Origin of the sequence: Pseudomonas sp. G34 (genome assembly GCF_031119625.1) — a bacterium.
GTDB lineage: Bacteria > Pseudomonadota > Gammaproteobacteria > Pseudomonadales > Pseudomonadaceae > Aquipseudomonas.
In genome coordinates this window covers 1-11,777 of the sequence record NZ_JAVHZV010000007.1, presented here as the reverse complement: position 1 = coordinate 11,777, position 11,777 = coordinate 1, and the positions used below count along the sequence as shown (strand labels likewise).

Annotated in this window: 8 protein-coding genes; 3 read left to right on the top strand and 5 right to left on the bottom strand. The window is 63.4% G+C overall.

Features of this window, described 5'->3' with window-relative positions:
- Positions 1–18 precede the first annotated feature (18 nt).
- Positions 19–1,263 carry a saccharopine dehydrogenase family protein gene (locus QYS36_RS03655; RefSeq protein WP_308838211.1) on the bottom strand — a complete coding sequence of 415 codons (1,245 nt, stop codon included), beginning with the start codon at positions 1,261–1,263 and terminating at the stop codon, positions 19–21.
- Between the two features lie 151 nt (positions 1,264–1,414).
- Entirely contained in the window at positions 1,415–2,512 is a 1,098-nt protein-coding gene (locus QYS36_RS03650) for a carboxynorspermidine decarboxylase (RefSeq protein ID WP_308838210.1), read from the bottom strand.
- A 267-nt stretch (positions 2,513–2,779) separates the two neighbouring features.
- On the opposite strand from QYS36_RS03650, the gene mksB reads away from it, so the two are divergent.
- The 3 genes from mksB to mksF all read left to right on the top strand — a co-directional run bounded on the left by mksB (position 2,780) and on the right by mksF (position 7,667).
- Positions 2,780–4,024 (top strand): Mks condensin complex protein MksB, encoded by a 1,245-nt coding sequence (gene mksB, locus QYS36_RS03645; RefSeq protein ID WP_308838209.1) that lies wholly within the window; start codon positions 2,780–2,782, stop codon positions 4,022–4,024.
- A 119-nt stretch (positions 4,025–4,143) separates the two neighbouring features.
- Complete coding sequence (mksE, locus tag QYS36_RS03640) at positions 4,144–4,836, top strand: Mks condensin complex protein MksE (protein ID WP_308838208.1); 693 nt, start codon at positions 4,144–4,146, stop codon at positions 4,834–4,836.
- Positions 4,833–7,667 carry an Mks condensin complex protein MksF gene (mksF, locus tag QYS36_RS03635; RefSeq protein ID WP_308838207.1) on the top strand — a complete coding sequence of 945 codons (2,835 nt, stop codon included), beginning with the start codon at positions 4,833–4,835 and terminating at the stop codon, positions 7,665–7,667. The genes mksE and mksF overlap by 4 nt, the downstream gene beginning before the upstream one ends.
- Positions 7,668–7,785: 118 nt before the next feature.
- Here mksF and QYS36_RS03630 read toward each other — a convergent pair whose 3' ends face one another.
- The 3 genes from QYS36_RS03630 to QYS36_RS03620 are packed head-to-tail and all read right to left on the bottom strand — an operon-like array spanning position 7,786 to position 11,345.
- Entirely contained in the window at positions 7,786–10,083 is a 2,298-nt protein-coding gene (locus QYS36_RS03630) for an MlaD family protein (RefSeq protein WP_308838206.1), read from the bottom strand.
- On the bottom strand, positions 10,076–10,699 hold the full coding sequence (locus QYS36_RS03625) for a paraquat-inducible protein A (protein WP_308838205.1): 624 nt from the start codon (positions 10,697–10,699) through the stop codon (positions 10,076–10,078). The genes QYS36_RS03630 and QYS36_RS03625 overlap by 8 nt, the downstream gene beginning before the upstream one ends.
- Positions 10,686–11,345 carry a paraquat-inducible protein A gene (locus QYS36_RS03620; protein WP_308838204.1) on the bottom strand — a complete coding sequence of 220 codons (660 nt, stop codon included), beginning with the start codon at positions 11,343–11,345 and terminating at the stop codon, positions 10,686–10,688. The genes QYS36_RS03625 and QYS36_RS03620 overlap by 14 nt, the downstream gene beginning before the upstream one ends.
- Positions 11,346–11,777: the final 432 nt, after the last annotated feature.

Sequence of the window (11,777 nt, the reverse complement as noted above, 5' to 3'; positions counted from 1 at the left end):
CAACTTCGCAGTTCAGGCTTACAGCGCCTGATCCCAAGGGCGATCACCGTGTTCGTCCTTGATACGGGTGGGCAGGCCCATCACGTCCAGCGCCTTGAGGAACGGCTCGGCCGGCAGCTCTTCGACGTTGACCATGCGCTTGGCGTCCCACTCACCACGGGCGACCAGCAGCGCAGCGGCTACCGGCGGTACCCCGGCGGTGTAGGAAATGCCCTGGCTGTCGGTCTCGGCATAGGCTTCTTCGTGATCGGCCACGTTGTAGATGAACACTTCGCGGGCCTTGCCATCCTTGCTGCCCTTGACCAGGTCACCGATGCAGGTCTTGCCGGTGTAGCCCGGCGCCAGGGAGGCAGGATCGGGCAGCACGGCCTTGACCACCTTCAGTGGTACCACCTCGAGGCCCTCGGCGGTTTTCACCGGCTGCTCGGAGAGCAGGCCGAGGTTCTTCAGCACGGTGAAGACGTTGATGTAATGCTCGCCGAAGCTCATCCAGAAACGCACGTTGGGCACGTCCAGGTTCTTGGAGATCGAGTGCACTTCATCGTGACCGGTCAGGTACAGGTTCTGCTCGCCGACCACCGGCAGGTCGTCGGTGCGTTTGACCTCGAACATGCGGTTGGTCGTCCACTGGCCGTTCTGCCAGCTGTACACCTGCCCGGTGAACTCACGGAAATTGATTTCCGGATCGAAATTGGTCGCGAAATACTTGCCATGGCTGCCGGCATTGACGTCGAGGATGTCGATCGACTCGATCTTGTCGAAATGCTGTTGCTGGGCCAGGGCCGCATAGGCGTTGACCACACCCGGGTCGAAACCGACGCCGAGAATGGCCGTGATGTTCTTCTGCTGGCATTCCTCGAGGTGTTTCCACTCGTAGTTGCCATACCAGGGCGGGGTTTCGCAGATCTTGCCCGGTTCTTCGTGAATGGCGGTGTCCAGGTAGGCCACGCCGGTATCGATGCAGGCACGCAGCACCGACATGTTGAGGAAGGCGGAACCGACGTTGATGACGATCTGCGATTCGGTCTCGCGGATCAGCGTCTTGGTCGCCTCGATATCCAATGCATTGAGCGAGAAGGCCTGGATGTCGGCGGGAACCTTGAGGCTACCCTTGGCCTTGACGCTATCGATGATGGCCTGGCATTTGGAGATGTTCCGTGACGCGATGGCAATACGACCGAGTTCGTCGTTGTGCTGCGCGCACTTGTGGGCCACCACCTTGGCGACACCTCCTGCACCAATGATAAGGACGTTCTTCTTCAATTGTTTCACCTCCAGGGTACTGCGCTCGTTGAGAAAGGTGCTGCGGTTTTACGACAGTGCGTAGGGTGGCCGGGGCGCGTAGCTGACGCTCCATCCGTCCACCCTGCATCGATTGCATGGTGGACAAAAAGAGCGTTGTCCACCCTACACGTCAGCTAAGGCTCGACAGGTAATCGTCGAAGCCGAATTCACGAACCACCTCGACGCTGCCATCGAGCTGCTTGACCACGATAGCGGGCATCTTCAGGCCGTTGAACCAGTTCTTCTTGACCATGGTGTAACCGGCCGCGTCGACGAACGACAGGCGATCGCCGATCTGCAGCGGCTTGGCAAACTGGTACTCGCCGAAGATGTCGCCGGCCAGGCAGGATTTGCCGCACACCATATAGGTGTGTTCACCCTCGCTGGGCGCCAGCTTGGCGTTGAGGCGATAGATCAGCAGGTCGAGCATGTGCGCCTCGATGGAGCTGTCGACCACGGCCAGGTGCTTGCCGTTGTACAGCGTGTCGAGCACGGTCACTTCCAGCGAGGCGCTGCCGGTGATCGCCGCTTCGCCCGGCTCCAGGTAAACCTGCACGCCGTACTTCTCGGAGAACGCCTTGAGGCGCGCGCAGAAGGCATCCAGCGCATAGCCTTCGCCCGTGAAGTGGATGCCGCCGCCGAGGCTGACCCACTCGACCCTGTGCAGCAGATCGCCAAAGCGCTCTTCGATGTGCGCAAGCATCTGGTCGAACAGGCCGAAGTCGCCGTTCTCGCAGTTGTTGTGAAACATGAAACCGGAGATCTGATCGATCACCGCTTCGATCTTGGTCGGATCCCACTCACCGAGGCGGCTGAACGGGCGCGCCGGGTCGGCCAGCAGGTAATCGGAACTGCTCACCTGCGGGTTGACGCGCAGGCCGCGCACCTTGCCCTTGGACTGCTCGGCAAAACGCTGCAGCTGGCCGATGGAGTTGAAGATGATCTTGTCGCAGTTCTCCAGCATCTCCTCGATCTCGTCGTCGGCCCAGGCCACGCTGTAGGCGTGGGTTTCGCCGGCGAACTTCTGGCGGCCGAGCTTGAGCTCGTACAGTGAGCTGGAGGTGGTGCCGTCCATGTACTGCTGCATCAGGTCGAATACCGACCAGGTGGCAAAACACTTGAGGGCCAGCAGCGCCTTGGCACCGGAGTGTTCACGCACGTAGGCGATCTTCTCCATGTTGCCAATCAGCTTCTGTTTGTCGATGAGGTAGTACGGCGTTTTGATCATTGCGCAGTCCGTAATAAAGGTCGGCCAACAGGAGCCCGCCAGCCTCCTGGAAAAAGCGGACGCGAATTGTGCCGACAACGGCCAGAGATCGAAAGGCCGTTGAGCATATTTTGTCCATTTACGGATATTTCATGGCGTATTGCGCACCGTGAGCCGGTGATTCGAGGCCGAGCATGCCGCACGTGGATGACGCCCGCGTGACAATACAGGTGCCCCTCGCTTTCCCGTACAATCGGCGTTTTTTCGCAAGCGAGCGACCGTCCCGCGATGATCGACCCCAAACGCGTATTGCGCGCCCTTGCCGAGCACTGGGCCCTGCTCGAACCGCTCGGTGAACGCTTCGACGCCGGCACCCTGAGCCTGGTGGAGCTGCGCAACCAGCTGACCGCCCAGCTGCCGCCACAGAGCACCGCGGTGGATGTCACCGCCCTGCTCGACCAGTGGATCCGCCTGGATATCCTGGTGCCGGTGGCCAAGAGCCCCAACCGCTTCGAGCTCAACGCGCAGATTCACGACTTCCTGTCCTACCTGCGCCGCGAGCACCGCCTCGGCCTGTGCCTGGAAATCGAAGCCTACCTGCGCCACCTCGAGCGCCTGGCCGGCCACATTCAGGACGCCTTCGAGATCCGCGACGGCAACGACCTGGCGCGCCAGCTGCGCCTGCTCGACATGCGCGTGCGCGACGTATTGAAGAAGCTGGGCAACGACGAGCAGGCGCTGATCGGTGTGGCCGAACGGGCCAAGACCAGCGACCGGCAGATTCCCCTGCGGCAGCGTTACGCCGAAGTGCTGGCCACCTGGGACGAATACGTCGAACCGATGATCCAGCTGGTCGCCGCCGATGGCGCCTTCGAGCAGGGCGTGCGCCGCGTCGAGCAGGTGCTGCTCAAGCTGCTCGGCGAACAGCAGCGCCTTGGCCAACTGGTCGACGATGACCTGTTGCTGCGCACCCACGCACGCATCCTGGAAATGCAGACCCACGCCCAGCTGACCCTGCGCAAGGCCCGCGAGCTGCTGTTGCCACTGCGCGAGGAAGCGCGCCGCCACAACGCCGTGACCCGTGGCGCGGCGTTGGCCCTGTCGGTGATCCGCAAGAAAGGCATCGACGCCGTACCCCAGGCAGCCATGCCGCTGTTCACCCGGCCGCAGAGCAACTTCCTCGGCAGCGCCTCCCAGGTCGAAGCCTACGTTTACGCCCTGGCGCGCTTCGAGGCCAAGCCCAACCACTTCCCGAAAGCCAGCGGCAAGCGCAAGAACGACAACCCGCGTGCACCGAAAACCGCCCGGGAGATGATCGAGCGCTGCGAGCAGTCGCTGCCGCTGCCCGACCTGATGACCTGGCTGCTGGAGCAGGAGCCCGAGGGCGCCACCGATGAGCTGCTGTACTGGTTCTCGCGCCTGTCACGCGAAGGCCGCTTCCAGCGCGACCGCCTGGAACGCCAGACCTACCTGACCCGTGAGCATGAGATCAGTATCAGCTCCTATGCCCTGGTGGGTCGTCCCAGTGCCTGATTTTTACGTAGGGTGGATCGGGGCGCGCAGCCAACGCCTGCTTTTGTCCACCTTATTGATTGCCATGCGGTGGACGGATAAAGCGCCGTCCACCCTACGACTGCCCGTGAGCATGACGCATGAACATTGATTTGAAAGAAATGACCCAGCTCGCAGCCGCGTTTCGCGACCTGTTCAAGGGCTACCACATCTCGCGCAGCGAGCCCGAGTGCTACGCCCAGCTGTCCAGCATGCAGGACCAGTATCGCGCGCTGTTCCGCGCCCTGGGCTTCGAGCTGGTCTGCGATCCGCGCGGTTTCTACTACTTCGTGCCCGAGCAGGCCGCGCCGCAGGTCAACAAGACCGCCCAGCGCCTGGCGCTGTTCACCTTCATCCTGGTCGAGCATCTGGCCGACCAGGGCCGCGATCCACTGTCCGTACTCGATGGCGGCACCATCGGCCGTGACGAGCTGCCGGCGCTGCTCGACAAGTACCGCGACCTGTTCCTGCAGGCCGAAGTCACCACCCACGAAGAGCTGGAAGACAAGGTCATCCGCCGCCTCACGCAGCTCGGCTTCGCCGAGGACAGCAACGGCGTGTACCGCTTCCTGCCGCCGATGCACCGTTTCCTCGATGTCTGCCTGTCCGTGCAGCACGACCGCGACCTGGCCGCCAGCCTGCACAGCACCGCCCTGCCGCTGCCGGCCCCGGTGCTGATCGACGACGACAGTGGCGACCCGATCATCACCCTTGATGACGCCGAAGAAACCGAAGAAGAGGCCATGGCCCGCGCCCTGGCCGAAGAGCGCGCCGCACAGGAGCAAGACGCATGACCCAGGAACGCTACGGTATCCGCCGCTTCGCGCTGCTCAACACCGCCGGCTACAGCCTCGGCCTGTTTCCGCTGGAAAACCCGCTGTCGGTGTACGGCGCCAACAACCTCGGCAAGTCGGCGTCGATCAACGCCCTGCAGTTCCCGATCCTGGCGCGCATGTCAGACATGAGCTTCGGCAAGTACAGCCTGGAGCAGTCGCGCAAGTTCTACTTCGCCACCGACACCAGCTACATCCTCGTCGAAGTCGCCCTGCCCCACGGCCCCCACGTGATCGGCGTGGCCGGCCGCGGCCCGGGCGGCGGCTTCGGTCACCAGTTCTTCGCCTACCAGGGCGAGCTGGACCTGGACCACTACCAGCAGGGCGGCACCTGCCTGCGTCAGCGAGAACTGTTCAAGAACCTCGGCCAGGCCGGCATCACCGCCTACGAGCTCAAGCCTGACGAACTGCGGCGCCTGCTGGTCGGCGGGCACACCAGCATCCCCCTGGACCTGACCCTGATTCCGCTGCGCTCGACCAGCGAGCAGAGCCTGAAGACCTTCCGCGCGCTGTTCATCAACCTGCTGCATATGCGCGAGATCACCGCGGCGAAGCTCAAGCAGCTGTTCCTCGATGCCTTCGAGCACAGCCTGCGCTCGGGCAGCGTCGACTACATCGCCGCCACCGAAGAAGCCTTCCGCGACGTGCGCCGCATGGAGCAGGACTATCAGGCGCTGGTCACCGCCGGCCCACTGATCGAAGCCCTGGCCTCCGGGGTGACCCAGCGCGAGCAACTGCGTGGCAAGCTGCATCGCCTGTCGCCGCTGCTCGACAACCTGCTGGGCACCTGGCACGACTATGCCGATGCCCGCAAGGAAGAGCTGGTCATCCAGGCCGAGCACTACCGGGGCGAGCAGGACAGCCTGCAGAGCGATCAGCGTGGCGGCACCCAGGAACTGATGCGCATGGAGCGCGAGATCAGCGAGATCCAGCGCTGGCTCGGCGAACTGGCGGTGCTCAAGAACCGCTTCGCCCTGGTCGACGACGTCAAGGTGCTGGAGGCCCAGCTGCTGGCCGCCAAGGATGCTCACGACGAGCTGGCCGGCGCCCTGGCGCAGTCCCGCCAGTTCTCCAGCGAAGACCTGGACGAGCGCCTGCGTGACCTGGAAAAACGCCTCAAGTCGGTCAAGCAGCAGCTCGACCACGCCGACAACAACAGCTACTCGCGCCTGCGTGAAGAATTCTCCCAGGCCGATGTCGATCGCCTGATGCGCCTGTTCAACGGTCAGCTGTTCAGCCTGCCACTGGGCGAAAAAGGCATCCAGCTCGACGACGGCGATGTGTGGGTCAAATCCCTGGAAGCCATTCTCGACGGGTTCAAGGGCGAGCGCTTCCAGGTGCCCGGCCTGGATATCGACCTGGCCAACATCGAGCCGCCGGCCCTCCAGGCGCTGGCCGACCGCGCCGCCCTGCGCGACCAGAAGGACCGCCTCGACCGCGAGCTCAAGCAGCTCAAGACCCAGCAATCGGTGGCCGCCGACCGCGCCGCCAGCAAGGCCCAGGCCGAGCAGCTGTACCAGGCCGTGCTCGACGCCCAGAAAGCGCTGGAAGACTTCCGCCGCAGCCAGACGCTGAGCGCCGAGGAGCCGCACAAGCTGGAGAAACTCGCCCAGCTGGAAGCCGCCCAGGACGAACTCAAACGTGCCAGCGACGCGTTCACCGAGCGGGTCCAGCAGCTCTCCGCCAAGCTGCAACTGATCGGCCGGCAGATCGCCGACCTGGAAGCCAAGGAGCGCACCCTGGAAGACGCCCTGCGCCGTCGCCAGCTGCTGCCGGCCGACCTGCCGTTCGGTACACCGTACATGGAGCCGGTCGACGACTCCCTGGACAACCTGCTGCCGCTGCTCAACGACTACCAGGACACCTGGCAGGGCCTGCAGCGCGTGGATGGGCAGATCGAAGCGCTGTACGCCCAGGTGCGCCTCAAGGGGGTCGCCAAGTTCGACAGCGAAGACGACATGGAGCGCCGCCTGCAGCTCCTGGTCAACGCCTACGCTCACCGCCAGGACGAAGCCCTCACCCTGGCCAAGGCCAGACGTGCGGCGGTGACCGATATCGCCCGCACCCTGCGCAACATCCGCAGCGACTATGACAACCTCGAGCACCAGCTCGCGCTGTTCAACCGCGAGATCAACAAGCGTCAGGTCTCCAACCTGCAAAGCTTCCGCATCGTGCTGGCGCCGAACAAGGAGGCCCTGCGCCATATCGACCAGATCATCCACAGCGCCGGCCAGTACGAAGAAGGCGAAACCCTGTCGGTGTTCGACCTTACCCAGAACAGCGAGCAGGACGCCAAGAACGAAGAAGCCAAGGATTACCTGTCGCGCCTGGTCGCCGCCAACGGCAACCAGCTGGGCCTCAAGGATCTGTTCGAGCTGGCCTTCGAGATCACCAAGGTGCACGGCCAGCCGGTGATCCACACCGACATCGATGGTGCCGCGTCCAACGGCACCACGATGACCATCAAGGCGCTGACCAACATGTACCTGCTGCTGCACCTGATGGATCGCGACCAGGCCGGCCGGGTACGCCTGCCCTACTACCTCGACGAGGCGGCGGACATCGACGAGCGCAACCAGCAGGCGCTGATCGAAACCAGCCTGCAGCTCGGTTTCGTGCCGATTCTCGCTTCGGTGAAGCCGCAGGTCTCGGCCACCGTGGCCATCGACCTGGAAGGCGGCAGCGGCCCGAACGGCATCTACATCGACGAAGCGGACTGGAAGTACATCAAGCGCCGCGAGCAGGCCGCAACGCCTGCCGGCAGCGAACAGGATGCCGTCGAGCCGGCGTGATCCTGTCGCCCCAACGACAAAGGCCCGCGTACTCCGCGGGCCTTTTCGTTTCTGTATGCCTAGCGGTGCATCGAGCTAGCGCTGTTTTTAACGCCCCAGGGCCGACGCGCAGCTGCCTTCACTTCGGCAAGGCGATTTTCGGCGCCCACTGCAACCACTCCGGCTGCGCCTCATCGAACAGCGCAAAGGTCTGCCCCGGCATCGCCGCATTGCCGGTGGGCTCAGGTGTAGCGAAGGCCACGCCACCGGCGACCAGGGTCTCCACCGACTCGGTACGCACCTGCAGGCCCTTGAACAAGCCGAAATCGACGCCGAACCCGGAGCTGCTCCAGAAGCGGCTGCCGGTATGTACCAGGCCTGCATAACGCGGCTCGATGAGGATATGGATCAGCACCCGGTCAGCCGTGGCGCCCAGCTCATAGCGCGTGACCTTGCCGACCTGCACTTCACGGTAGGTCACCGGTGAGCCGGCCTTCAACGAACCGCGACGCGGCGCACTGAGCACCAGACGCAGGCCCGGCTCCTCGGCCACCTGTTCGGGCGCCTGCTTGAGCGCCACGAAATCGGTCTGCCGGCCGCCGCCCTGGCTGGCGGGCTGCACTTCGATGTACTGCCCGCCAATCAGGGTATCCAGGTTGGCGGCACCGGTCAGGCCGATCTCGGGCTTGACCACCCAGAAGCGCGAGCCCGATCGCAACACCTGCTGTGCCGCGGTGGTGATACGGCCGTGCAGCATCACCGCCTGCAGGTCGCCGGTCAGCTCGACCCGCTCGATCTTGCCGATCTGCAGGCCCTTGTAGCGAATCTCGGTGCCTGGCGAGAGGCCGTCGCCACGTTCCACCCGTATGCTCAGGGCGTCACCACTCTTCATCGACGCGTCACGATCGGCGTACAGATTGAAGCGCTGCACGCGCTTGGGGTCGGCGGGCGCCTTGAGGTCATCGGTCTCGAAGGCGATGCCACCGGACATCAGGGTCTGCAGCGACTCGCTCTTGACCTCGATGCCGGACAAGCCGCCCTTGAGGGTGATGCCGCTGACATTCCAGAAGCGTGTGGTGCGGTTCACCAGGCTGGCGTACTCAGGCTCGATATGCACGCCGAGCACCACCTGCTTGTTGTCGCGGGCGAGCTGGTAGCTCTGTACCGAACCGACCTTCATCTGCCGGTAGAGAATCGGGCTGCCGACGTCCACCGAGCCGAGGGTGTCGCTGAACAGCACCAGGTGCAGACCCTCGGCGCCGAGATCCAGCGGCGGCGCCTTGGCCCGGGCGACGAAATCGCGGCGCGGCGGCCCGCCCAGCTCACCGGGACGAATGGCGATGTAGTTGCCTTTCACCAACGCCTCGATACCGGTGATGCCGGCCAGGGAAATCGATGGCTTGACCACCCAGAACTGGCTGCCCTCGACCAGATAGTCCTCAGCCAGCGGATCCATGGCCAACTCGGCGGTGGCGCTCTTCAGATCCGGGTCGACCTTGAGGGTCTTCAGCAAGCCGGCCTGGATGCCCTTGTACATGACCGGCGTTCGCCCGGCCTGCAGCCCTTCGAAGTCGGTCAGCTTGACCACTGCCTTGATGCCCGCCTGGGCGGCGTCGAAGTCCTCATAGAGGCGGAAGGGTTTGCTGGGGTCGGTGGGTGGGCTGTCCTTGCGATGCTCCGGCGTGGCAAAGGCGATACCACCGGCCACGATGCTGGCCAGGGACTCGCTGCGCACCTTCACGCCCGAGAAGTTGGCGTCGATACTGATGCCGCTGGCATTCCAGAAGCGCGTGTGTTTACGCACCAGGTGCGCATAGGCCGGCTCGATGAAGACCTTCACCTCGACCGAGGTCTGATCGGCAGCCAGCTCGTAGTCCTTCACCCGGCCCACCTGGATCTGCTTGAAGAACACCGGGCTATCGCGATTCAGCGAGCCCAGGCGCTCGGCCTTGAGGGTCAGGTGCAGGCCGGGCTGCTCATCGGAAAGCGGCGGTGCCTGGGCCAGGGCCTGGAAGTCGTAGGCCGGCTCGCCAGTGCCCGGGCTGAAAGCGATGTAGTTACCCGACACCAGGGTTTCCAGCCCGGTAATCCCGGCCAGGCTCACGCTTGGCTTGACCAGCCAGAAGCGGGTGCCGGTGCGCAGCTGATGCTCGATATCCTTGTTCATTTCCAGGGTGGCAATCACCCCAAGCTGCTTGTCGCTCTTGTCCAGCTTCAGGCTGGTGACCTTGCCGACCGACATGCCCTTGAAGACCACTTCGGTCTTGCCAGCCTCGATGCCTTCGCCGCTGGCGAAGACCACCTGGATCTGAACGCCCGCTTCACTATAGGCACGCCAGGCCAGCCAGCCGCCAATCAGCAGCGCAATGAGCGGCAATACCCAGATGGCAGACCAGTTGGAAGCCGGACGCGTCCTGGCGGTGGGCAGATCATTCATGGTCGTCATCCGATTCCGTGTTATCCCAAATCAACCGTGGGTCGAAGGTCAGTGCTGCCAGCATGGTCAGGATCACCACACTGGCGAAAGCCACCGCTCCCACCCCCGGTTCGACGCTGGCCAGACTGCCGAACCGTACCACCGCCACGAGAATGGCGATGACGAAGATATCCAGCATGGACCAGCGCCCGATCCATTCGATGAAGCGGTACATCAAGATACGTTGGCGAGCCGACATCGGCTGATGTCGCTGTACCGAATACAACAGCAGAGCGATGCCGACCAACTTGAAGGTCGGCACCAGGATACTGGCGACGAACACCACGATGGCGATCGGCGCCATGCCATTCTCGACCAGGGTGATGACCCCCGACATGATGGTGTCAGGCTGCCCTTTGCCGAAGGAATTGACCGTCATGATCGGCAGCACGTTCGCGGGGATATAGAGAATGGCGGCGGTGATCAGCAGCGCCCAGGTACGGGCCAGGCTATTGGGCTGGCGCTCGTGGATACGCCCGCCGCAACGCGTACAGAACTGCCGCTTCAAATCGGGCTGCTGGCGGTTGAGCTGGTGGCACTCGTGGCAGATGATCAGGCCGGCATCAATGGCGCGCACGGCGATCCTCCCCGGCCAGCGCTTCCCAGATCTGGTGAGGCGACATGGTCACCTCCAACCAGACCTGTACGAGCAACAACCCGATGAAACAGAAGAGCCCCAAGCCAACGGACAGCTCGGCGAGGTCGGCCAGCTTGACGATGGACACCAGGATGCCGATCAGGTAGACCTCGAGCATGCCCCACTCGCGCATATGATGGTAAATGCGGTAGAGCAACAGGCCATAGCCACGGCCGACCTTCAGGCAAATGCTCAGCAGTACCAGCAGCTGGCAAAGCAGCTTGAGCAGCGGAACCGCCATGCTGCACAGGAACACCACCACGGCGATGCTCTGCATGCCACTGTCGTACAGCCCAAGCACGCCGCTCCAGACCGTGTCATGGGAGGTCTGCCCAAGCATGGTCATCTGCATGATCGGCTGGAAATTGGCGGGGATATAGAGAAGCAACGCAGCCAGCACCAGGGCAAGGCTGCGGCGTATCACCTGGGGGCGGTGGTTATACAGCTCATAGCCGCAACGAGGGCATTCGACACGCTCGCCATCGCCAATCACAGGGCGACGCATCAGCAGATCGCACTCATGGCAGGCAACCAGCTCCCTCAGCGGGACTTCAGCTAACGACTGTTGAGCGGCCGACTCGGGCATGGATGGAGTTCTCGAAAATGTCGCCCATTCTAAATGAGACCCTACAAGCAACGCACCGTTATACCGATTATCTGCGCGACAAACATTACCCCAGGGTTACGTCGGCCCAACCTGGCGGTGCTGCGATTAGGTAGTTGCGCCTTACCCTGGGCATCAGGGTTGAGCAAAAGACACTCATGCCTGCGCCGCTCCTCCCGTAGCCTGGGTTGAGCGCAGCGATACCCAGGAAGGCGCCCTTCGAGATCTCTTGCCTCCGCCGGCTTCCAGCTTTTCCCAGGCCCACAAAGACGAAACCCCAGACCTCTGTCGAGATCTGGGGTTTCTTATAGAAGCTTGACGAATGATCTGGCCGGCATTCCGGTGGCCGGCACTCCGGGACTCTCACAGCCACTCCATCTTTCGAGCCCCAAAAGACGAAACCCCAGACCTCTG

Bases quoted from the DNA above. Each gene is read 5' to 3' on its own strand.
- QYS36_RS03650 (WP_308838210.1), bottom strand. From the start codon at position 2,512: ATGATCAAAACGCCGTACTACCTCATCGACAAACAGAAGCTGATTGGC.
- mksB (WP_308838209.1), top strand. From the start codon at position 2,780: ATGATCGACCCCAAACGCGTATTGCGCGCCCTTGCCGAGCACTGGGCC.
- mksE (WP_308838208.1), top strand. From the start codon at position 4,144: ATGAACATTGATTTGAAAGAAATGACCCAGCTCGCAGCCGCGTTTCGC.
- mksF (WP_308838207.1), top strand. From the start codon at position 4,833: ATGACCCAGGAACGCTACGGTATCCGCCGCTTCGCGCTGCTCAACACC.
- QYS36_RS03630 (WP_308838206.1), bottom strand. From the start codon at position 10,083: ATGAATGATCTGCCCACCGCCAGGACGCGTCCGGCTTCCAACTGGTCT.
- QYS36_RS03620 (WP_308838204.1), bottom strand. From the start codon at position 11,345: ATGCCCGAGTCGGCCGCTCAACAGTCGTTAGCTGAAGTCCCGCTGAGG.